Source organism: Geobacillus uzenensis (genome assembly GCF_002217665.1).
GTDB classification, from domain to species: Bacteria; Bacillota; Bacilli; order Bacillales; family Anoxybacillaceae; genus Geobacillus; species Geobacillus subterraneus.
Window position 1 is genome coordinate 284,929 of sequence record NZ_NEWL01000009.1, and the last position, 22,407, is coordinate 307,335.

At 53.5% G+C, this 22,407-nt stretch carries 21 protein-coding genes and 1 pseudogene; 7 read left to right on the forward strand and 15 right to left on the reverse strand.

Annotation, left to right across the window (positions count from 1 at the left end):
- Nucleotides 1-18: 18 nt before the first annotated feature.
- The 6 genes from B9L21_RS14805 to B9L21_RS14830 all read right to left on the reverse strand — a co-directional run bounded on the left by B9L21_RS14805 (nucleotide 19) and on the right by B9L21_RS14830 (nucleotide 7,041).
- Entirely contained in the window at nucleotides 19-1,230 is a 1,212-nt protein-coding gene (locus tag B9L21_RS14805) for an iron-containing alcohol dehydrogenase (RefSeq protein WP_063166942.1), read from the reverse strand.
- 15 nt (nucleotides 1,231-1,245) lie between these two features.
- Nucleotides 1,246-2,787 (reverse strand): aldehyde dehydrogenase family protein, encoded by a 1,542-nt coding sequence (locus B9L21_RS14810; protein WP_063166943.1) that lies wholly within the window; start codon nucleotides 2,785-2,787, stop codon nucleotides 1,246-1,248.
- A gap of 37 nt (nucleotides 2,788-2,824) precedes the next feature.
- Nucleotides 2,825-3,079 carry a hypothetical protein gene (locus B9L21_RS14815; RefSeq protein ID WP_063166944.1) on the reverse strand — a complete coding sequence of 85 codons (255 nt, stop codon included), beginning with the start codon at nucleotides 3,077-3,079 and terminating at the stop codon, nucleotides 2,825-2,827.
- A gap of 388 nt (nucleotides 3,080-3,467) precedes the next feature.
- The gene (locus B9L21_RS14820; protein WP_063166945.1) at nucleotides 3,468-4,628 is read right to left on the reverse strand and encodes an acyl-CoA dehydrogenase family protein; all 1,161 of its coding nucleotides are present in this window, start codon (nucleotides 4,626-4,628) and stop codon (nucleotides 3,468-3,470) included.
- Nucleotides 4,600-6,663 (reverse strand): sigma-54-dependent Fis family transcriptional regulator, encoded by a 2,064-nt coding sequence (locus B9L21_RS14825; RefSeq protein WP_063166946.1) that lies wholly within the window; start codon nucleotides 6,661-6,663, stop codon nucleotides 4,600-4,602. The genes B9L21_RS14820 and B9L21_RS14825 overlap by 29 nt, the downstream gene beginning before the upstream one ends.
- A gap of 75 nt (nucleotides 6,664-6,738) precedes the next feature.
- Nucleotides 6,739-7,041, reverse strand: a complete 303-nt coding sequence (locus B9L21_RS14830) for a hypothetical protein (protein WP_011229705.1) — start codon at nucleotides 7,039-7,041, stop codon at nucleotides 6,739-6,741.
- A gap of 138 nt (nucleotides 7,042-7,179) precedes the next feature.
- Between B9L21_RS14830 and B9L21_RS14835 the strand changes: the two genes are divergently transcribed.
- The 4 genes from B9L21_RS14835 (at nucleotide 7,180) to B9L21_RS14850 (ending at nucleotide 10,964) form a co-directional block, all read left to right on the forward strand.
- Nucleotides 7,180-7,980: an ABC transporter ATP-binding protein gene (locus tag B9L21_RS14835; RefSeq protein WP_063166947.1), complete on the forward strand. Its 801-nt coding sequence runs from the start codon at nucleotides 7,180-7,182 to the stop codon at nucleotides 7,978-7,980.
- Nucleotides 7,977-8,903 (forward strand): iron-hydroxamate ABC transporter substrate-binding protein, encoded by a 927-nt coding sequence (locus tag B9L21_RS14840; protein ID WP_063166948.1) that lies wholly within the window; start codon nucleotides 7,977-7,979, stop codon nucleotides 8,901-8,903. Before B9L21_RS14835 ends, B9L21_RS14840 begins: the two co-directional genes overlap by 4 nt.
- A 67-nt stretch (nucleotides 8,904-8,970) precedes the next feature.
- Nucleotides 8,971-9,978, forward strand: a complete 1,008-nt coding sequence (locus tag B9L21_RS14845; protein WP_063166949.1) for a FecCD family ABC transporter permease — start codon at nucleotides 8,971-8,973, stop codon at nucleotides 9,976-9,978.
- Nucleotides 9,975-10,964, forward strand: coding sequence for a FecCD family ABC transporter permease (locus B9L21_RS14850; RefSeq protein WP_063166950.1), 990 nt, complete (start codon nucleotides 9,975-9,977; stop codon nucleotides 10,962-10,964). The genes B9L21_RS14845 and B9L21_RS14850 overlap by 4 nt, the downstream gene beginning before the upstream one ends.
- A 196-nt stretch (nucleotides 10,965-11,160) precedes the next feature.
- Here the strand turns inward: B9L21_RS14850 and B9L21_RS14855 are convergent, their stop codons facing one another.
- The 3 genes from B9L21_RS14855 to pruA all read right to left on the reverse strand — a co-directional run bounded on the left by B9L21_RS14855 (nucleotide 11,161) and on the right by pruA (nucleotide 14,924).
- On the reverse strand, nucleotides 11,161-11,769 hold the full coding sequence (locus B9L21_RS14855) for a DedA family protein (protein ID WP_063167427.1): 609 nt from the start codon (nucleotides 11,767-11,769) through the stop codon (nucleotides 11,161-11,163).
- Between the two features lie 329 nt (nucleotides 11,770-12,098).
- On the reverse strand, nucleotides 12,099-13,316 hold the full coding sequence (locus tag B9L21_RS14860) for an ornithine--oxo-acid transaminase (RefSeq protein ID WP_063166951.1): 1,218 nt from the start codon (nucleotides 13,314-13,316) through the stop codon (nucleotides 12,099-12,101).
- A 60-nt stretch (nucleotides 13,317-13,376) separates the two neighbouring features.
- Nucleotides 13,377-14,924, reverse strand: coding sequence for an L-glutamate gamma-semialdehyde dehydrogenase (gene pruA / locus B9L21_RS14865; RefSeq protein ID WP_063166952.1), 1,548 nt, complete (start codon nucleotides 14,922-14,924; stop codon nucleotides 13,377-13,379).
- A 367-nt stretch (nucleotides 14,925-15,291) separates the two neighbouring features.
- On the opposite strand from pruA, the gene B9L21_RS14870 reads away from it, so the two are divergent.
- Entirely contained in the window at nucleotides 15,292-16,665 is a 1,374-nt protein-coding gene (locus B9L21_RS14870) for a sigma-54 interaction domain-containing protein (protein WP_063166953.1), read from the forward strand.
- Between the two features lie 117 nt (nucleotides 16,666-16,782).
- On the opposite strand, the pseudogene B9L21_RS14875 reads toward B9L21_RS14870, so the two are convergent.
- The 3 genes and pseudogenes from B9L21_RS14875 to B9L21_RS14885 all read right to left on the reverse strand — a co-directional run.
- Nucleotides 16,783-17,187: pseudogene (locus tag B9L21_RS14875) on the reverse strand (DoxX family protein); the annotation flags it as partial.
- Nucleotides 17,188-17,205: 18 nt separating this feature from the next.
- Nucleotides 17,206-17,805 (reverse strand): NADPH-dependent FMN reductase, encoded by a 600-nt coding sequence (locus tag B9L21_RS14880; RefSeq protein WP_063166954.1) that lies wholly within the window; start codon nucleotides 17,803-17,805, stop codon nucleotides 17,206-17,208.
- Between the two features lie 62 nt (nucleotides 17,806-17,867).
- Nucleotides 17,868-18,725, reverse strand: a complete 858-nt coding sequence (locus B9L21_RS14885; protein ID WP_063166955.1) for a VOC family protein — start codon at nucleotides 18,723-18,725, stop codon at nucleotides 17,868-17,870.
- Between the two features lie 276 nt (nucleotides 18,726-19,001).
- Here B9L21_RS14885 and B9L21_RS14890 point away from each other — a divergent pair, with 276 nt between their 5' ends.
- Nucleotides 19,002-19,310: a winged helix-turn-helix transcriptional regulator gene (locus B9L21_RS14890; protein WP_063166956.1), complete on the forward strand. Its 309-nt coding sequence runs from the start codon at nucleotides 19,002-19,004 to the stop codon at nucleotides 19,308-19,310.
- A 21-nt stretch (nucleotides 19,311-19,331) separates the two neighbouring features.
- Nucleotides 19,332-20,099, forward strand: a complete 768-nt coding sequence (locus tag B9L21_RS14895; protein ID WP_063166957.1) for a TatD family hydrolase — start codon at nucleotides 19,332-19,334, stop codon at nucleotides 20,097-20,099.
- A gap of 98 nt (nucleotides 20,100-20,197) precedes the next feature.
- On the opposite strand, the gene B9L21_RS14900 is transcribed toward B9L21_RS14895, so the two are convergent.
- Genes B9L21_RS14900 through B9L21_RS14910 form a run of 3 tightly spaced genes read right to left on the reverse strand, consistent with a single transcriptional unit; the run spans nucleotide 20,198 to nucleotide 21,838 of the window.
- A complete protein-coding gene (locus tag B9L21_RS14900; RefSeq protein ID WP_082816582.1) occupies nucleotides 20,198-21,106 on the reverse strand; it encodes a DUF817 domain-containing protein in 909 nt (302 codons plus the stop codon).
- 17 nt (nucleotides 21,107-21,123) lie between these two features.
- On the reverse strand, nucleotides 21,124-21,348 hold the full coding sequence (locus tag B9L21_RS14905; RefSeq protein WP_031406132.1) for a helix-turn-helix domain-containing protein: 225 nt from the start codon (nucleotides 21,346-21,348) through the stop codon (nucleotides 21,124-21,126).
- 10 nt (nucleotides 21,349-21,358) lie between these two features.
- Nucleotides 21,359-21,838, reverse strand: a complete 480-nt coding sequence (locus B9L21_RS14910; RefSeq protein ID WP_082816583.1) for a DUF2975 domain-containing protein — start codon at nucleotides 21,836-21,838, stop codon at nucleotides 21,359-21,361.
- Nucleotides 21,839-22,407: the final 569 nt, after the last annotated feature.

Sequence of the window (22,407 nt, forward strand, 5' to 3'; positions counted from 1 at the left end):
TACCGGTTTCTTCCTGATTCATCCTTTTTCCACTGTCAACTTCACAACGCGCTCGCCGACCGCCCGAATCAGTTCAGGCGGCAGTGGAAAGCTGACCGCTGCCGGGTCGGAAGCGACCGCCGGAATGGTTGCGGCAAATTGTTCTTCCGTGATCGGATAATCAGCAAAATCAGCCGGCAGCCCGATGTCATCACGCAAGCGGCGAATGCGCTCGATCGCTTTAGCGAGCAACACCTCTTCCCCTTGGCCGTGATCGTGAATGCCGAGCGCTTCAGCCAGCCGCTTCGCCTTCGGCAAATACAAATCAGGAATCATTTCCATGACGACCGGCAAAAAGACAGCATTCGCCAGCCCGTGCGGGATGCGGAACATCGCCCCGTACGCATGGGCGAAATTATGCACCGGGATGGCGTTTAACGCAAAGCTGAAAGCGGTGATGCCAAGCAAGCTTGCCTGCAGCATCTCCGAGCGGGCGCGGATGTTTCCACCATCGCGGACCGCCTGCGGCAAATAATCGTGAATTAGGCGAATCGCCTGCAAAGCGCATGCATCCGTAAGCGCGGTCGCCGTCAGCGAGGCGAGCGCCTCAATGGCATGGGTGAGGGCATCCATGCCGGTGAACGCCGTCACCTTCGGCGGCAGCCCGACTGTCAAATCCGGGTCGAGCACCGCCACATCGGCATTAATAAACGGATGGATGATGTTCGTTTTCAACCGCATCTCTTCATTATAAATGACCGCAATCGGCGACACTTCCGACCCCGTGCCGGCGGTCGTCGGGATGGCGATGTGCGGAATCGGCATGAATTGCGCTTTTGGAAACGACTCGTACAACAACCCGCCGGGAATGGCCTCTTTAATGTCGCGCAACCCTTTGAACAGAGCGTATTTCACCCCTTTAGTCGTATCCAACACGCTGCCGCCGCCGACGGCCAACAAAGCATCGGCGCCGACTTCGCGCGCATAGCGCGCGGCCTCATTGACGCATTCGCTTTCCGCATCTTGGCGGATATCTAAGAAGATGCCAGCCAGTTCCGGTCCAGTCCCGTGCGGCGTCAGCCGAAACAGATCGGCCACCTTCCCAACGACGCCGGCCTGCTCCAGACCGCGGTCGGAAAGCAGTAGCACCCGTTTCGCCCCCAGTCCTCGGAACAAATCCGGCACGAGTGCCCGGCTATTTGAGCCCGTATAAATCGCCGTGCGCAGCCAAAAATTCGCTAACGTCGTCATTCCCCGTCCCCCTTTTTATGCTTTTCTCATTGCGCCCAACTTCGAAAACAGCACTTGATACCATTTGCGCTTCTCGAGCTCCGGCACCATCGACGTATGCACATGTTTCAGTTGCGTGTAGGCATCAAGTGAATATTTGCCCATCTCGCGCCCGATGCCGCTTTGTTTGTATCCGCCAAACGGCGCGTCATTGCGCAGCATGTGCCAGTCATTGATCCAAACGACGCCCGCCCGCAAGCGCCCGGCGATGGCGTACGCCTTGTTGACATCGCGCGTCCAGACGCCAGCCGCCAGCCCGTAAATCGTATCGTTCGCCATCGCCACCGCCTCCTCCACGTCGTGGTAGCGAATGACAGACAACACCGGGCCGAAAATTTCTTCTTGGGCGATTTTCATGCTGTTTTTCACATTCGTAAAAATCGTCGGCGCGACAAAATGGCCGCCTTCACAGCCCGGGACATCCACCGCATGGCCGCCGCAGACAAGCGTCGCCCCTTCTTGTTTGCCAGTTTCAATATAGGATAGCACCGTTTCTTGTTGCCGCTTGGAAATGACCGGGCCGATATCCGTCGCCGGGTCAAGCGGGTGGCCGATTTGCAGCGTTTTTGTCAGCGCGACGAGCCGTTCGACGACTTCATCATGCATCCGATCCGGCACAAACAACCGCGTTCCCGATTCGCACAGCTGGCCGGAGTGCAAAAAGACGCCAAACAAGCTGCCCGGAATGGCGATCTCCAAATCCGCGTCATCAAGCAAAATGTTCGGCGACTTGCCGCCAAGCTCGAGCGTCACGTTTTTGACTGTCCCAGCCGCCAGTTCCATAATCCGACGCCCGACTTCGGTTGAGCCGGTAAACGCCACCTTGTCCACTTGCGGATGACGGACAAGCGCCTCCCCCACTTCCGCGCCCGGTCCAGCCACTACGTTGATGACCCCAGGAGGCACGAACGACGAAATGATTTCCGCCAGTTTAAGCGTCGAGAGCGGCGTATAGCTTGCCGGCTTGACAACCATCGTATTGCCCGTCGCCAGCGTCGGGGCGATCTTCCACGATGCGATCATGAGCGGCAAATTCCACGGCGTAATCGCTGCGCACACCCCGATCGGCTCGCGCCAAACAAAATTGTGCGCCGGTCCGGGAAATGGCGGAATCGGTAACGTTTCCGAAAAGGGGTACTCTTGAACGATGTTCGCCATCGTTTGGAACAAATCGACCGTCTGCAAAATATCAATCGAGCTGATGCGCCGGATCGTCCCTCCGCTTGAGATCGCTTCCAAATAGGCGAGCTCCTGGGCGTTGGCGGCAATGGCCTGAGCGATCGCATTCAGCACGCGCGCCCGTTCTTTCGGTTTCATCGTCTTCCAATCCGTCTCGTCAAACGCCTTGCGCGCCGCCTTCACCGCCCGGTCCACATCTTCCGCTGTCGCCTTCGCGACGGTCGCCACCGCCTCTCCGGTCGCCGGATTGTATACGTTAAACGTTTCCCCGCTGCTTGCCGGCTGCCATTGGCCGTCAATGAAAAGCGGAAAATGATGCACTTGCACATGAGTGGTCATGACGATTTCTCCCTTCCTTGTTTTCGACTCTCAACTTCTAGCCAACGTTTTCGCTTTCCTCAAGACCGAACAGCTCGTCAAACGGCTTCTCCTGCGCTTTTTTCAACACTTCCATCCTCGTTGCCAGTTGGCGGGCGGTGAAATTCATGATATCGGCATGGTGATCAGGGCCGAAAATCGAATCGCGAGCCGCTGCTTCCAACCGCTTTGCCTTTTGGTAAAGCCGAAACGGGAACGAATCCTCCTGCAGCCCGCGGCTGCCTGTTGTGACCAACGGCTCGGCACGACGCACGCTCACCACTCCTTTTCCATTTTTCTTGAAATGTCGGCTGGTGTTGTACTTCTGGATAGATGAACGCGGGGACAACCAATCAATGTAAAGGCTTACAAATAGGCTGTTGCGACAATAGGCGGGTTGCTGGCAAAAAGGCAGGTTGTAAAAATGACCAAAATGTTATGAATAGTCAATCATTTTCCCTCATTCTAGCAACCTTCCCTTTCTTTCGTCAACAAAAAGCGAATGACATTTTCCGACAATAACGCTAAAAAAACAGAGGGGGTCACAACAGCATCGAGACCTCCTCTGCCACGGCCGTATATCCGCATCGAGCTGATTTGTTATTCAATCTCTCGCACTCCTCTTGAAAGCCAGCACCTCGTTAGGACAGCACCTACTCCGGTCATGCCCGCACTTTTCCGTATTCTTTCCGCAGTTCGCTCGCGATGATGTTGCGCTGGATTTCCGAGGTGCCTTCGTAAATTTTCGTGATGCGGGCATCACGGAAGTAGCGTTCGATCGGGTAGTCTTTCATGTAGCCGAGGCCGCCGTGGATTTGCACAGCGAGATCGGCGATTTTGTTGTACACTTCCGAGCCGAACAGTTTGGCAATGGCCGCTTCTTTGACGACGCGCATCTTTTGATCGACCATCCAGGCGACGCGGTAGACGGTGGAGCGCAGCACTTCGATCAACATGCTCATTTCCGCCAACATATGCTGGATCGCTTGTTGCTCGATGATCGGCTTGCCGAACTGCTCACGCTGTTCGGCGTATTCCATGCAGTATTCTAAGAGGCGGATGCACGAACCGAGGTTGCGGGCGGCGAGACCCGCGCGGCCGTTGGCGAGGATTTTGAGAGCGTTGACATATCCCTCGCCTTCTTTTCCGAGCACGTTTTCGACCGGCACTTCCAAGTTGTCAAAAAACAGCTCGGCTGAATGCGATCCGCGCAGCCCCATTTTCCGCTCGACATTACCGACGATAAAGCCGGGGAAATCTTTTTCCACAATAAACGAGGTAATGCCTTTCGGGCCTTTTGACGGATCGGTGACCGCCATCACCGTAAACACGTGGGCGTCGACAGCATTCGTAATGTAATGCTTCGAGCCGTTAATGATGTAGCGGTCGCCTTTGCGGACGGCGGTCGTTTTAATCGCGGCGGCGTTCGAGCCGGCGCTCGGCTCGGTTAAGGCAAAGGCTCCGATCCATTCGCCTGTCGCCATTTTTGGCAAGTAGCGCCGCTTTTGTTCCTCGGTGCCGAGCTCGACGATGCCGACCGTACCGATGCCGGTATGGGCGCCGATTAATGTCGTATAGCCGTTATGCGTTTTCCCGAGTTCTTCATAAATGGCGCATTTGCCGACCATCGACAAGCCAAGGCCGCCGTATTCTTCCGGGATGCTTAAGCCGAACAGCCCCATGGCTTTCGATTTTTCAATAATATCTTCTGGAATGTGGTCGTTTTCTTCAATGTCCATGGCCACCGGCTCCACGACTTCTTTCACAAATTTACGGACGTTTTCTTTTAAAAATTCAATCTCGGCTGGCAACGTAAAATCCATCCTCTTCCCCTCCCCGTGATTCGATTCCATATTTTTGCGCCTTGCGCACAAGGGTCGACGCATCGACACCCAACAGCTTCGCCGCCCGCCGATACGTGCGCGCATGATGAAGCGCTTTGATGATGAGCTGGCGCTCGACGTCCGCCACCGCTTGTTTGAGCGGAACGACCTCGCTGACTGACACCGGATCGGCAGCCGTCGGCGGCTCAAGATGAAGCCATTTCGCCACGTGGTCTTCATCAACGACTGGCGAGGCCGAGGTCACAAACATGCGCTCAATGGCGTTGACGAGCTCGCGGACGTTGCCAGGCCAATGGTAGTCCATCATCATCGCAAGCGCCCTGTCGGTGAACACGAGCTGTTTTTGATACTTTTTAGCAAACCGCTTTCGATAATGGTCGACCAACAGCGGGATGTCTTCCTTCCGGTCGCGCAGCGGCGGAATGGCGATCGGCATGACGTTCAGCCGGTAAAACAAATCAGCTCTGAACCGCCCGGCGGCGACCAGCTCTTCAAGCGGTTTGTTCGTTGCGGCGATGATGCGGACATCGATCCGTTTGGGCGCCTCCGCCCCCAAGCGCATAATTTCCATCGACTGAAGCACACGAAGGAGCTTTACTTGCAGGTGAAGCGGGATTTCACTGATTTCATCGAGAAAAATCGTCCCGCCATCCGCCTGTTCAAAGTAACCCTTTTTTCCTTTTTTCGCCGCACCGGTGAACGCCCCGGGCTCATAGCCGAACAGCTCGGACTCCATCAACGTCTCCGGAATCGCCCCGCAGTTTACCTTCACAAACGGACGGCCGCTGCGCTCGCTCTGCTTCCAGATGAAGTTCGCCAACTCTTCCTTTCCGACGCCCGACTCTCCGGTCAAAAGCACGGTGACATCCACGGCTGCCGCCTGGCGGGCAATGGCGATCACGTGCGCCATCGCCGGCGCCCGGTAAATAAGGTCATCGCCTTCCTGCCGGCTTAACGTATGAAGGAGCCGTTTTGTCTCCTCGAGTTCGGCGCGAAGCTGCTCCATCTCGGTCATGTCTTTGACGTACACGACAACCCGCTCGCCCTGGCCGCCTTCCTCGATGATCGGCACGGCGGAGACGATCAACGTATTGCCGGTTTCCGCGCCTTGATGAAGCATGGAGCACGGCTGACAGCGGTCAAGCGCCTGGCGCACAACTTGGTCGAGCGGAGCGGGGATGCGCCCTTGTCCCGCATCCGGGAACAGCGCGGCCCATTTTTGATTTTGCCGGGTGATCGCCCCATTGCGATCCGCGATGGCGATGCCGTCGGTTGCTGCATCCATCACCGTCTGCAGCTCATTGGCAATGCGCTTCACCGTCTCAAGCTCGCTCGAGATGAATTCAATCTCGGAAATGTCTTGAAATACTCCGACCGCCCCCACAACTTTTCCATCGTCGACGATCGGCGACCGGTTCGTAATATAGACGCGCTTGCCGACGCGGTACTTTTCCGTACACCCTTGGCCGGTGCGCACGACATCGAGCAGGCCGGACGGCACGACGACATCGGTCAACAACCGCCCGAGCGCTTCTTCCTTCGTCGTCCGCGCCATCCGTTCCGCGGCCGGATTGATCGAGGTAATGCGCCCTTTTGCATCGATCGACAAAATGCCGTTATGGGCGGCGTTGAACATAGCTTCCAGCTGTTTTAAGCGAAGGCGGGACGCCTTTGCCTGCGCCGCCAAATACTGCTCTTTTGTCAATAGACCGGCCAGGCGGCCGCTCTCATCAACAACGGCGCGGAGCGGACTGCCGCCAAACGCGACTTCCTCAAGGCGCGCATGGACCGGAAGTGGCTGCGGCGGCCGCATCACCTCACGAACCGTTTTGCGCCCCTGGGCGAGGCCAAACAGCACGTCCTCGGCCGCCACCACCCCGACCATTTCTCCTTCACTGTCGCATGCGATGGCCCCGGCCATCCCTTGCTTGGCCAACGTGCGGGCCGCCTGCTCAAGGGAATCGCTTTCCCAAACAGCAGCGGTTGTTTTCCACATGATGTCTTCTATCGTCATCCCCCATCCCCCTGTCTCGCCTTCACTTTGTTTGGAAAAGCAAACTGCGTGCCAACAAATCAAGCGTCTAATTATTCAGAAAAATACATCTCCATTCTCCATCGTATCAAACCTTCCGTTGCAAAACAACAACGACTTGTTGCAAAAACGCAACAAACCTGCAGAATGTGTTGTGTTTTTGCCATTCAGACAGCCGGGATCGTTGCGTTTTCGCAACAGCATGGCGCTAGACAACTGCGAGGCAAAGGGCCGGGCTTTCTGAGGCCGCACCGGCCGTATGTCGGTCAGGTTGCAGCGTGGGATGCAGCGATAGGCCTGCGAAATATAGTCCGGGGTTCTCTTAACAGCGGGGCTGTGGCGGCCGCATACCTTGTCCATCCTGTTCTCCTTCTTTTTTCCATCATAAAACTTGTTTTTTCGATGAGAAAATTCATTGTCTTTTTTAAGAATTTCGTTATAATAAAGATTGTTAATGATAGTGATTTTCATTTTCTTAGTCCAAAAGGAGGTGGCCTCATGGTCCGCCTATACGCCGAGGAGTTGACCGTCCGCTACGATGACCGGACGATTTTTGAACGATTGTCCGTCCGCATTCCCGATCGGCAAATCACTGCCATTATCGGGCCAAACGGGTGCGGCAAGTCGACGCTGCTCAAGACGTTGACGCGCATCATTTCCCCACAATCGGGCGCGGTCATTTTAGACGGCCAAGCCATTTCCCAGCAACCGACGAAAGAGCTGGCGAAAAAAATGGCTATTTTGCCGCAGACGCCAGAAGCAACAGGCGGACTGACGGTCGCTGAGCTCGTGTCGTACGGCCGCTTTCCTTATCAAAGAGGATTTGGCCGTTTAACAAAAAAAGATTACGAAGCGATCGACTGGGCGCTTGACGTGACGAAAACAGCCGATTTGAAACACCGGCCCGTTGACGCCCTCTCCGGTGGACAGCGGCAGCGCGTTTGGATCGCCATGGCGCTCGCTCAAGAGACGGACATCATCTTTTTGGACGAACCAACGACGTATTTGGACATCGCCCATCAACTCGAGGTGCTCGAGCTGCTTGAACGGCTGAACAAAGAAGAAGGGCGGACAATTGTGATGGTGCTCCATGACATTAACCAAGCGGCGCGGTTTTCCGACTATGTGATCGCCATGAAGGCGGGCACGATCGTCAAAGCCGGGCCGAGCGAAGACGTCATTTGCCGTGAAGTGCTTCGCGACGTGTTTGGCATTGATGCTGACATCGGCCGCGACCCGCGGACGAACAAACCAGTTTGTTTTACGTATCATTTGCTGAAAGGAGTTTATTCATCATGAGAAAAACGTGGCTTTCCTTGTTGCTTCTTTTTACGCTCCTGTTAAGCGCCTGCGGCAACACAGCGGACGACAACAAGAACAACAGCGCTTCACCAGAGAACAAAAAACCGGAAACGGTGACGTACCAGTCGGAAAACGGACCGGTGGAAGTACCAGCTGATCCAAAACGCGTCGTCGTCTTATCGACGTTTGCCGGCCATGTTCTGACCTTAGACGTGCCAGTCGTCGGCGTGGATTCTTGGTCGAAAATGAATCCGCTCTTTGAAGAAAAACTGAAAGACGCGGAAGTCGTGACAGACGAAGACATTGAAAAAATTATGGCGTTAAAACCGGACTTAATTATCGGATTATCCAATACGAAAAACGTCGATAAATTAAGCAAAATCGCCCCGACCGTCACGTTTACATACGGAAAGGTCGATTATTTAACTCAGTTTCTAGAAATCGGTAAACTGTTAAATAAAGAAAAAGAAGCGAAAGCATGGATTGACGACTTCAAACAACGGGCACAACAAGCCGGGGAAGACATCCGGGCGAAAATCGGCGAAAACGCAACGGTCACCGTAGCCGAAAACTTTGATAAGCAGCTGTATGTGTTCGGCAACAATTGGGCGCGCGGCACGGAAATTTTGTATCAAGAAATGAAGCTGAAAATGCCAAAAGCGGTCGAAGAGCAGGCGCTCAAACCGGGCTATTACGCCGTTTCCCTTGAAGCGCTGCCGCAGTTTGTCGGCGATTACCTCATCTTAAGCAAAAACAGCGACGGCGATACATCGTTTATGGAAACGAACACGTTTAAAAACATCCCTGCTGTTAAAAACGGCCGTATGTTCGTCGCTGATGCCAAGGCGTTTTATTTCAATGACCCGATTACGTTAGACTACCAGCTCGATTTCTTTAAAAAGCATTTTTTAGGCCAATAATGACGAGACGGGGCGTTCACGGGCAGTGAATGTCCCGTCCTTTCTTGTGAAAAGGAGGAAACCGCCGATGGAAGCAAACCGCCGGCTATGGCCGTTTCGTTATACGTTTCTCTTCTCTCTTATCCTGCTGATGGCCATTTGGTTCGGATCTATGGCCATCGGCGTCGCTGATACGACATGGAGTGACGTATGGCGCGCGCTCTTTTCCGATGAACAAGGTAAACAACTGGACTTGATTCGCGAGCTCCGTTTGCCGCGGGAAACGGCGGCGGCCTTTGTCGGTGCCGGACTCGCCGTCGCTGGGGCGATCATGCAAGGAATGACACGCAACCCGCTCGCTGACCCGGGACTGCTTGGCCTAACCGCTGGAGCGAACGCAGCGTTGGCCATAACGATGGCCTTTTTTCCTTCCGCCCATTATCTCATCATCACGGTCGCCTGTTTGCTTGGGGCGGCTCTGGGAGCAGGGATGGTCTTTGGCATCGGCGCCGCCCGCAAAGGGGGCTTTTCGCCATTGCGCATCGTCTTAGCCGGCTCGGCGGTCTCAGCGCTTTTGTTTGCCGTCGCTGAAGGGGTCGGCCTTTATTTTCATATTTCCAAAGACGTTTCGATGTGGACATCGGGCGGGGTAGCCGGGACGTCGTGGAAACAGCTGTCAGTCATCATTCCGCTCATCGTGATCGGGCTCGCCATTGCCGCATGGTATTCGCGGCAGCTGACGATTCTTAGCTTGAGCGAAGACGTCGCCGTCGGCGTCGGACAAAAAACAACAGCCGTCAAAACGTGGCTGTTTTTCGCTGTGTTTTTATTAACAGGAGCGTCGGTCGCCATCGCCGGCAACATCACCTTCATCGGCTTGATGATCCCTCATCTTGTGCGCGCAATCGCCGGCGCCGATTACCGATTCACCATCCCGCTGTCGGCCACGGTCGGCGCGACCGGCATGATCGTCGCTGATACGGCGGCCCGCACGGTCAATGCCCCGTTTGAAACGCCAGTGGCAGCCATCGTTGCGGTGATCGGCTTGCCGTTTTTCCTGTTTGTCGTGCGGAAAAAAGGGAGGGGCTTTGAATGAGAATGCGCATCACAGCAGTGTTAGGTGTGCTTTTGTTGCTTATTGCCGCAACAGCCGCCATCGCGTTGGGCACCGGCGAAGCGCCGCTCTCGTACGGACGCATCGTGCCGACACTGTTCGGCTACGGTTCGATGCAAGAAGCGTTTATTTTGTTTTCTCTCCGCCTGCCGCGTATCGTGATTACGTTGCTCGCCGGGATGGCGCTCGCCCTATCGGGAGCGATGCTGCAAGGTATCACCCGAAATGAACTCGCCGACCCAGGCATATTGGGCATCAACGCCGGTGCCGGCGCAGGCGTCGCTTTATTCTTTTTATTTTTCCCGATTGAAGCCGGGACGTTTCTTTACGCTCTGCCGCTCGTCGCCTTCGTCGGAGCGCTGTTGACGGCAGCGGCCATTTACGCCGTTTCCTACAATCAAACAACCGGGCTGCAGCCGGTATCGTTCATTCTTACTGGGGTCGGGTTTTCAATGGCGCTCTCTGGACTCATGATCGTCCTCATTTCCGCCGCGGATCGAATGAAAGTCGACTTTATCGCCAGATGGCTTTCCGGAAACATTTGGGGCGATGATTGGCCGTTTATTTGGGCGATGCTGCCGTGGCTTGTCATCGGTGCATTGATCGGTCTGTACCGGGCGAAACGGTTAAACCTTTTGCATTTAGGCGATCCGGTCGCCATCGGTGTCGGCGTCCATGTTCGCCGCGAGCGGCTCGTACTGATGGCAACGGCGGTCGCCGTCGCTGCAGCGGCCGTCGCTGTAACCGGGGGCATTTCCTTTATCGGCTTAATGGCGCCGCACATCGCCAAAATGATCATCGGTCCGCGCCATGAGCGGGCCATTCCGGCAGCGATGCTCATCGGCGGCTGGCTGCTGCTTGCCGCTGACACGATCGGGCGCAACGTTCTCGCCGAACCGCTTCCGGCAGGAGTTGTTGTGTCATTCCTCGGTGCACCATACTTCATTTATTTGTTATTGAAGCGTTGAACCTTTTGATGGCCATGAGACGGATCAAGGATGACGGTTAAGCTCGTTCAACTGCCTTCATCTTCATCTCTACTCCCGTTTCACGTGGAAGCGGGAGGTTTTCCATTTGCGATGGGGAAAAGGGCTGCCTCCAAGACGAAAAAACAGCCTTGGGCGCAGCCCTTTTTGGCAAAACAATCCCCTAAAGAGGCCGGAATTAAGAAGCCCGGCGCCGCTTCCAAACGCGGACAGCTCCAATCAAAATGATCGCAGCAATAATGATATACACCACTTCGGCGTACATCCCTATCACTTCGGATACTTTCCCCCACGACTCACCGAGCGCCGCCCCGATCGAGATTAAAATCGTATTCCAAATGAGCGTTCCCAACACCGACAGCCAGAAAAACAACCAAATATTCATCTTCGCCATGCCGGCGGGAATCGAAATCAAACTGCGCACGAGCGGAATCATACGGCCAACGAATACCGCCCACACTCCGTAACGCTGAAACGTCCGGTTCGCCTTATCGATGTCTTCCGGCTTCACCTGCAACCATCCGCCCCAACGGTCAACGATCCGCTCGAGCCGCTCGACCGACAACAGCCGGCCGATGCCGTACAGCACCAATGCCCCGACAACCGAACCCGCTGTCGCTGCCGCAATGACGCCGGGAACCGTCAAGGTGGTATATGTCGTCATAAACCCGCCAAACGGCAAAATGACTTCCGATGGAATCGGCGGAAAGATATTTTCCAGTGCGATCATAAAAAAAATGCCGATATAGCCAAATTGCTCCATAAAATCAGTGATCCATGCCTGCACGGTTCCTTCCTCCATTCACTCGCTCTTCGTCTCTGTATGATGGGTATGCTCCATCCGCACCATCCTTTCCCTATCTTAGCAGAAAATCAGCGGCCGCCGCAAAGCAAAAAACAGAGCGAAAGACGGGTTCCTAAAAAAGCCGCTAGGGACAAACAATCGTCCTAGTGGCATCAATCAGGGAGCGAATAGAAGCGGAATCCCCCTTCCGTTTAACAAAGGATGTACAACATGAAGAGAGCTGACTCCAACAGCCCGCTTTTTGGCGGACTTTTGGGTCAGCTCCTTCTTCGCTTCACAGCATATACGCGTCAACGGTTTCTTTTCGATTCTCACTGTTTTGGACTGGCAGCCGGCCGAGACAAGACATTCACAATCCGTTCAAACGCCCAATCCAATTCTTCTTTTGTAATGATGAGCGGCGGTGCAAAGCGAATGACCGTCTCGTGTGTTTCCTTGCAAAGCAAGCCTTGCTCTTTCAGCGCCTCACAGTACGGGCGCGCGGGGCCATGCAGCTCAACGCCGATAAACAAGCCGCGCCCGCGAATTTCTTTTATATCGTCGTTTTGAATTTGTTTTAGTTTCGAAAGGAAGTATTCGCCAAGTTCAAGCGAACGCTCCGTTAGACGCTCTTCTTCAATCACTTCGAGCGCCGCGATCGACACCGCGCAAGCGAGCGGGTTGCCACCAAACGTCGAGCCGTGCGAACCGGGCTCAAAAACCGACAAAATATCGCGGTTGGCGACGACGCACGAGATCGGGAACACCCCTCCGCCCAACGCTTTTCCTAAAATATACATATCGGGCACGACGCCTTCCCAGTCGCAGGCAAACAGCTTCCCGGTCCGGCCGAGTCCGGTTTGAATTTCGTCCGCGATGAACAGGACGTTGTTCGCTTTGCATACGTCATACGCCGCTTTTAAAAATCCTTGCGGCGGGATGCGGATGCCCGCTTCGCCTTGGATCGGCTCAACAAGAAATGCCGCTGTATTCGGCGTGATCGCGGCTTTCAGCGCTTCGATATCGCCGTACGGGATGATTTTCACGCCCGTCAACAGCGGCCCAAACCCGCGTTTATAAGCCGGTTCGGACGACAGCGACACGGCGGCAAGCGTCCGGCCGTGAAAGTTTCCTTCACAAACGATGATTTCGGCTTGGTTGTCCGGGACGCCTTTGACGTCATACGCCCAGCGGCGCGCCGCTTTGAGCGCCGTTTCCACCGCTTCGGCGCCCGTGTTCATCGGCAGCGCCATTTCTTTTTTTGTCAATCGGCATACTTTCTCGTACCACGGACCGAGCTGGTCGTTATGGAACGCGCGCGACGTGAGGGTGACGCGATCCGCCTGCTTTTTCAGCGCCGCAATAATTTTCGGATGACGATGACCTTGGTTCACCGCCGAATAAGCGCTTAACATATCCATATAGCGGTTGCCTTCCGGGTCTTTCACCCATACTCCTTCCGCTTCCGAGATGACGATCGGCAGCGGATGGTAGTTGCGCGCCCCGTATTGTTCCGTCTTCGCAATGAGCTGTTCGGACTTTGTCGTCATCACAATCCCCCTTTCTGTTTCTCCCCCGATAGGAAAAGGGCGGCCGCGGCCGCCCCGGCATTAAAACATTTCCGACACCGTTTTCGCTTGCATATGGAGGATTAAGTAATCCGGACCGCCGGCTTTCGAATCCGTCCCTGACATGTTGAAGCCGCCAAACGGCTGATAGCCGACGATCGCTCCCGTGCAGCCGCGGTTGAAGTACAAGTTGCCGACATGGAACTCCTGCCGCGCTTTTTCGAGATTTGCCCGGTTGCGCGAAATGACAGCGCCTGTCAGGCCATATTCTGTGTTGTTCGCGATCTCGAGCGCATGGTCAAAATCGCGCGCTTTGGCGAACGCGACCACTGGCCCAAAAATTTCCTCTTGCATGATGCGCGCATTCGGATCGACATCGGCAAACACCGTCGGCTGGATGAAGAAGCCTTTTGCATCGTCTCCTTCCCCGCCGGTCATGAGACGGCCTTCCTGTTTTCCGATTTCGATATATTCCATAATTTTGTTGTACGCGTTTTGGTCAATCACCGGTCCCATAAACGTCGCCTGTTCCGCCGGGTCGCCGACGTTGAGCTGTTTTGTCAGCTCGACGACGCGGCTGAGCACTTGATCATACACATCTTCGACGATGATCGCGCGCGAGCACGCCGAGCATTTTTGACCAGAGAAGCCAAACGCCGAGGCGACGATCGATTGCGCCGCCAATTCCAGATCGGCTTCTTTGTCAACGACGATGGCGTCTTTGCCGCCCATTTCCGCGATGACGCGCTTCAGCCAAATTTGTCCCGGCTGCACTTTCGCCGCGCGCTCATAAATGCGGATGCCGACATCGCGCGAGCCGGTGAAGCTGATAAACCGCGTGCGCGGATGATCAACCAAATAGTCGCCGACTTCCGCGCCGCTGCCCGGGATGTAATTCAGCACCCCGGCCGGAAGCCCGGCTTCTTCGAGCACTTCCGCAAACTTGTACGCCACGACCGGCGTCGCGCTCGCTGGCTTTAACAGTACCGTATTGCCCGTCACAAGCGAAGCAACCGTTGTCCCCGCCATAATGGCAAACGGGAAGTTCCACGGTGAAATGACGACGCCGACGCCAAGCGGAATATAGAAAAAGCGGTTCGTTTCCCCTGGACGGCTTTCCACCGGAATGCCGTCTTTCAACTTCAACATTTGCCGCCCGTAATACTCCATAAAGTCGATCGCTTCCGCTGTATCGGCATCCGCCTCGCGCCACGGCTTCCCTGCTTCTTTCACGAGCCAAGCGGAAAATTCATGCTTGCGCCGGCGCACAATCGCCGCCGCCCGGAACAAAATATCCGCCCGCGCTTCCGGGCTCGTTCGGCTCCACGTGCGGAACGCTTCATCGGCGGCCTTCATCGCCCGTTCGGCGAGCTCTTGATTCGCTTTCGCCACCCGGCCGATCACTTCTGCCTTGTCCGCCGGGTTGATCGACGTGATTTTGTCCTCGGTCATGATGCGCTCGCCGCCGATAATGAGCGGATAGTCGCGTCCAAGCTCGGCTTCGACCTTTTCGAGCGCCGCCAAAAACGCTTGGCGGTTCGCTTCCACAGTAAAATCAGTGAACGGTTCATGTTTATACGGCTGCACCATCCATGTCATCCCCCTTATTAGGCAAAAAAAATTTCCACAATGAAACGCTTCCATAGTTATATTATGCAAAATTTTATGGCGTATTTCAACTTTTTCTTTTTGTCAACCATTGTCCTTTTCCTATTATCCCCGTTTCTTTCGCCTTTACACCTTCTGATTGGCCCTAGACTCCTCCTGGAAATCAACCGATCCATTCGTTCGATTGAATCCATCCTTCCCCTTTACTCAAGACCGGATGCAGCCTTTGCATCCTCCATAGCACCCTCCTTTTTTACGCAAAGGAAGGGTGCAAAAAAAATTTGCTTTATTTTCTGTACAGGAGCGAAGCGTGTGGTATAATAATTCCTAAAAAAGAGGGGTGCCCTATGTGAATCGCGACGTGGAAGCGCTATTATCGATCTATGAACAAATTATCGAGATGATCGACCTCGGCATTCACGCCGTCGACAAACAAGGCAAAACGATCATTTACAACCGGAAAATGCGCGACATCGAGGGCATGGACATCGAGGATGTGCTCGATAAAAATATTTTAGACGTCTTCCGCTTTGACCCGAAACAGCCGAGCACGCTGCTTCAGACGCTGCAAACCGGAGAAAGCACCGTCAATCAACAGCAGACGTATTTTAACAATAAAGGACAGGCCGTGACAACGATCAACCAGACGCATCCGCTGCGAAAAGACGGAAACATCATCGGGGCGGTGGAAATCGCCAAAGACGTCACCAAATTCCGCAAGCTCCTTCAAGAACAGCGGCACCGCGGGGAAACCGCCCACACGTTCACGCATATTGTCGGCCATAGCGCATCAATGCAGACGGCGATCCGGCTCGCCAAACATGCTGCCCGCTCCGATGCGCCTGTATTTCTCATCGGAGAAAAAGGAACCGGCAAAGAGCTGTTTGCTACAGGCATCCACCACGACAGCGGACGGCGGGCCAAACCGTTTTTAGCGCAAACGTGTTTGGCGCTCCCTGATGAATGGATGGAAGTGACGCTGTTTGGCAACGAAGAACAAGGTGATATTCAGCCTGGGCTGTTCGAACAAGCCGATGGCGGCACGGTGCTGCTCAATGACATCGACGCATTAAGCCTCCCGCTGCAAAAAAAGCTATATCGCTTTCTGCAAGACAAGCAATTTTTCCGTGTTCACGGCCGGGATCCGGTTCAGGCCGACGTCCGCCTAATCGCCTCAACAAGCGGTGATCCGATCGACGCTGTGCAGGCGGGACAGCTGTTTAAACCGCTCTATTACCAACTGGCTGTTCATTGCATCGTCCTGCCGCCGCTGCGCGAACGGAAGGAAGACATTTTGCCGCTGGCTGCCCATTTCATCGGCCAAGGCAATGAGCGCTACGGCTTGAACGTGCAACAGCTCGATGACGACGTGGAGGAGGCGTTTCTTGCCTACGACTGGCCCGGCAATGTGCGCGAACTGGAAACGGTGATCAATGAAACGTTGGAAATGATGGATGGCGGGGAAACGATCACATTCGACCATCTCCCAGCTTCTTTCCGCACAAAACTCACGCCCGACGCGCCGAGAACGGACTTTTTGTTTGATACTGAAGACATTCTGCCGCTCGAAAAGTATATGGAGGAAGTGGAAATTTACTACATCCGCAAGGCGCTGCAACATCACGGCTTCAACATTACGAAAACGGCCAAAGCGCTCGGCTTAAGCCGGCAAAACTTGCAATACCGCATCCGCAAATATCGGATTGATAAGGAATGGAGCTAAACAGCAAGACGGCGAAAAAACAGCCGTCGGGCAAAAAAAGCACACGTGCGGAATGATTTTGATCTTTCCCGCAACGTGTGCTTCACGTTGAAAAGACAGAAGCATCTCGTCTGATTCGTTCTTTGGCGATCCAAACCATTTATTGTCCAAGGCGAATAGCCGGCTGCCGCTTAGACAAAGGGCAATTGCTATGGACAATAAGGCGACATCCAATTCATACCCTGCGGTTTGTCCATTGCCCATGAAACCAGCTGGCAGCTTGACGGTAAAGATCGCCCCAAGCATTACGAAAGCAAGCAGCGCCGAAATCATTCTTGTTCCCAATCCTAAGATTAAGGCCGCGCCCCCAGTCAATTCAATGAAGGCGACAATATAACCGAGGACTCCGACAACACCGATGCTTTCAAACCAACCGGCTACGTTGCCAAGCCCCATTTGGAATTTGGCGATGCCGTGAATCAAGAACGTTAATCCTAAAACCATCCGCAAAATCAACAACGCCCATTCATATTTTTGCACCATCATTCGTTCTCCTTCCTTTTATCGCACCGCTTTTAACGCCCGACTCCATAATAAAAGCTCATCAAGCATCGCGTTGACTTGTTCCACATGAAATGCCTGTGGCTTAAACACGGTTCCATTCTCGAAATCGGTAAATAACGACAATGTCGGATGTGTACGGACATCAGCGATTTTTAGCTCGCCGCAAATTCCACGCAAATGTTCAGCGGCGCGAGCCCCGCCGGTCGAACCGTAACTGACAATTCCTGCTGCCTTGTTGTTCCAAGCTTCACGAGCCCAATCAAGCGCATTTTTTAACGCCCCGGTGATGCTATGATTGTATTCTTGGACGATAAATACGAATCCGTCAAGGCTAGCCAGTTTCTCATTCCAAGCAGCGATGCCCGGCTCCGTTCCATCTGTCGTTCCGAAAAACGGCAAGTTAAAATCAGCAATATCAACGATCTCATAATGCGCATCTCCGCGTTGATCAGCAAGCTCTTTCACCCATTTTCCGACTTGTGGGCTTACACGCCCTTGCCGAGTACTCCCTAAAATAATCCCGATACGCAATGTGTCGTTTGCCATCGTTTCTTCCTCCTTGGTCGCTTTTTTTAACAACTTTTCAAAAAAGCCCATGGTTTGCACCGCCTTTTCCTTCCTGATAATGAATGTTGCCCATACGTCTATGCGCCAAACCTCTATGGTGAAACTCGCAACACGATCCGATTTCCCGAAGGATCCGCTGTCACCAATGAGCCGTTTTCTTCCACAACCGAGGCGCCGATCTTCATTAACTGCACAGCAACCTTTTCTTTCGTTTCTTCATCCGGCAGCATCAGTGTAAATGAGTCAAGGCCTACGCTATTGGCTGGCGACATCGGGGCACCGACCCCATTCCATGTATTCAAGCCAATATGGTGGTGGTATTTTCCTGTCGAAAGAAACAGCGCCTGACGCCCGTATCGATTAACGACGTCAAATCCCAATCCTTCTGTGTAAAATTGTTCGGCTCGTTTTAATTCAGAAACGTGCAAGTGAATGTGCCCGATCAATGTCTCCTTCGGAAGGCCATGCCAAACCTCTCCTTTCCCGGCAGCGATCAAGCGATCCACATCCAACGGTTCCGTCGACATGGCTACCTCTCCTTTTTCCCATCTCCATGTTGAAAACGGGCGATCAACATATAGTTCAATTCCGTTTCCATCCGGATCCGCCAAATAAATGGCTTCACTTACCCAATGATCAGCGCCCCCTTGCAGCGGATAACCGATACGAAGCAAATGGTTCAACACTCTCCCTAAATCGGCTCGCGTCGGAAGCAAAATCGCAAAATGGTAAAGCCCTGTTGTCCGGCCGCGTTTCGGAATCACGTTTTCCGGCTGTTCAATAAACAACAAAACGGTCTGGCCATCTGCGGTCAACGAAGCGGTTCGATCAGTCCGCCCTAACACTTGAAACCCGATGACCTGTTCGTAAAACACGATGGAACGCTCGATATTTTCCACCTTCATGTTCACTTGACTAACGAATGTGGCAGGCTTGCGATGAAAATTCACGAAATCACCCCCTTGCCGTCTTTTTAAATAACAAATAAATATTAACTTACTTTATGTAAGTAAGTATATATTCGATACATACGTTAGTCAAGTAAATTTGTTTGTAAATGTAATTCATTTATCTGTAAAAACTCATTTATAATATACATAAAACAGAAAGCTGCGATCGGCGCAGTTCCTTCGCCCTACGTTCAACTCGACGCAAGATTGACGAGCGTTATGATGATTTACCAGCAGACAAAGCAGTTTATAATGAAGGTAAAGGAGATGAGTGAATTGGATAAGACACTTTGTCCTCGATTTGAAAAAGCCATGGGATTGTTAAGCCAACGGTGGACGGGCTTAATCATTTACCAGCTGCTTGCCGGCCCGCAACGTTTTTGCCATATTGAATCAGCCATCGGCGTAAGCGGCCGGGTCTTATCAGAGAGGCTAAAAGATTTAGAAAATGAAGGGATTGTCAAACGGGAAGTGTTTCCGGAGACGCCTGTTCGTATTGAGTATTCGTTAACAGAGAAAGGGCGAGCGCTGGAACCTGTCATGCGTGAAATTGAAAAATGGTCAAAAACGTGGCTTGCCCCCTAAACAGCGGAGGGATTTACAACCATGATCGACGCCCATATTCATCTCGATCAATATATGAACATCTGCGAACAAATCGAACGTTGGCAAGAGGCAGGCATTACCGGCGTCGTCGCCGTCTCAACCAACTTGCGCTCAAGTCACCGAACGCTGGAGCTCAAGCAACGGTTTCCGTCTTTCGTCTACGCCGCCATCGGCTTTCATCCGGAACAGCCGCTGCCCAACGCGGCCGATTGGAATGAATGGACGTCACTCATCAAGCAAGCACGGCCGCTTTTGTCGGCCATTGGCGAAGTCGGGCTGCCGTACTATTCTGCTGAAGCGTGCGCCAAACTGCCTGCCTATCATGACTTGTTGGCACAAATCGCTGCCATCGCCGTCGATGCCTCTTTGCCGCTCGTGCTTCACGCCGTCTACGACCGGGCCAAAACCGCCTTGGCCATCGTGCAGCAGGCTGGCGTCCGGCACGCCCATTTCCATTGGCTGAAGGCAAATCCAGAGACCGTACAACGCATCGTCCAGTGCGGCTACTACATTTCCGTCACTCCCGAGGTATGCTACCGCGAGCGCGACAAAGAGCTATTGTCCCTCATCCCGCTTGAACAGCTGCTCCTCGAAACGGACGGCCCATGGCCGTTTGCCGGTCCGTTTCACGGAAAACCGACGACGCCGTTATTGCTGTTTGACTCCGCCCGCGCCGTGGCGGCGCACTATGGCCAGGAGATGGACCAAGTCAAAACGGCCATCACCGCGAACACGAAGCGGCTTTACGGTGCGGCCGCCGCCATCTGACAAACCGTTGGACAATCCAGGGAAATCCCTGCTCAATCAAAAAGCCGAGCATGGTTCCCTTTAGCCCTGCTCGGCTTGACGCGTTTAGAAACGCATTTTCATTGTCCCGTCCGCAGCGCCTGTTGTTCATCATTGGCGATGGTGTCAGCGGCAGATTTTCCTTTCACTTGCTTTAATGTCGCCACGATGAGAAAACTGACAATGACCAACAACACCCACGAGCTGACTTTCCCGACATGAACGAGGCTCCACGCCTTCGCTTGGTTTGGATATTGCCAAGCCCCGAAAAAGGTGGCGATGTTTTCCGCGATCCAAATGAAAAAACCGATCAGCAAAAAGGACAGAACAAGCGGCATCCGATACCGAATTCCCCCGACCTCATACGCGACCCACGAGCGCCAAAAAACGAGGATCACAAGGCCTGCTAACCACCAGCGAACATCGATCCAATAATGGTGGGTAAAAAAGTTCACGTAAATCGCCGCCGCCAACGGAACGACCAACCCAAACGGCGGCCAGCGCACGAGCTCCACCTTCAGCCGTCTCCACGCCTGACAAAGATAGCTTGCGACGCTCGCGTACATGAAGCCGCTGTACAGCGGCACGCCAAACAGTTTCGTATATCCTTCCTCCGGATACGACCACGATCCCATATGCACCTTAAACAGCTCTAATGCAAGCCCAATCAAGTGAAAGACAGTAATGACTTTGAGCTCATCGCGCGTTTCCAGCCCGGATCGCACCATCCACCATTGCATGAGAAGGCAAATGACAAGCAGCCAGTCATACCGCGGCAACAAAGGAAGCGGCACGAGCTTCGTCAGCGCCAATGAAGCAAAAATAACGACCGGAAACACGCAGGACAACGCCTGCGCCCAACCGAAGCGAACAAGCTGCACAAACGCTTTGCTGAGCCGCGCTTTTCCAGAACAGAGACACCTCCGAACCGCAACCAGCCAGCAAGGCGGGCATTCCCCCGCCGCTGCCGCGTATTTCTCCCCTTTCAAGCCGTCCCCTCCCCCGCTTACGAATGCGATTCCCCTTCATCGCTTCGGTACTCCAAAATGTCCCCGGGCTGGCAGTCGAGTGCCTTGCAAATGGCTTCTAACGTCGAAAAGCGGATCGCCTTCGCTTTTCCGTTTTTCAAGATTGACAAATTCGCCATCGTAATCCCCACTTTCTCCGACAGCTCCGTGACGCTCATCTTCCGCTTCGCCAACATGACATCAAGATTCACGATGATCGGCATGTCATTCACCTCAAATCGTCAACTCGTTTTCTTGTTTGATGTCAACGGCTTGTTGCAGCAGCTTTTGCAGTACCGCGGCAAAGACAGCGATCACGAGCGACGCAAACGGCACCAGCAGCCCGACGAAAATGACCCCCGGAGCATCGTCCTTTTCGGCAAAAAGATAAAACAGCGGCAAAGCGAGCAGATGGAGCCCACAGATGACGACAGCGCAAGATTTGATCTTCTTTAACGCCTCGACCGACCGCTCAGAGAACGCGCTGTTTTGATCAATATACGTCAACAGCCGAAACGCCTGATAGAGCGCAAAATAAAACGGCAGCGCGGACGCCTCAAACACAAGATAAACGAAATACTTGATCCAAGGGAACGCCGGCACCAGCTTGACCGCCACCTTCGCAAGCGCCGGCACCAAAAACAAGCACAACGCCAGAACCGGAAGGCCGATCAACACCAAGGCCACCTTCAAAAAAAGCGTTTCTCGTTTCACCACAAGCACCTCACTGATTCGTTTTTGCTTTTATTGTAATCGTTGATTTATCGTTTTTCAATAAATAATTATTGATTTTAATGATATTCTTATTGTTAAACACGATAAAAAAGCATCCCCCCTGTGCGGAGGAATGCTTCGGTGCAAAAATGGAGACGGCAAAAAACAGCTATTCTTCATCGCCGTCCTCGCAAAAGAATAAACCGTTATCCAAAGATGTGATCGAAAACAGAATATGGATTTCGCCGCTTCATACCCCGAATCCACCTTTTTGATCATTATGAATGCGAAAGCACGCTTCGATGAGCTCCTTAGAAGGAAGCAGCACATCCCCTCTTCAAAGGGTGCAGCAAGACGTATTGTTGTTCAGAACGAGTGATCGACTAAGTATTACCTTTTCCCGATCATCCAACAATCGAATTTCCCATTTCGATGATTTTTCACCTTGACATATTACCTCAGGGCTTTAGAAGGCCGGTGAAAAACGGCTGCCACGAGCAAATATTCATTTGACACTAGACACAAAAATCCCCCCAATTTTGTTGGAAGGGTGTGAAATGTGAGGTAAA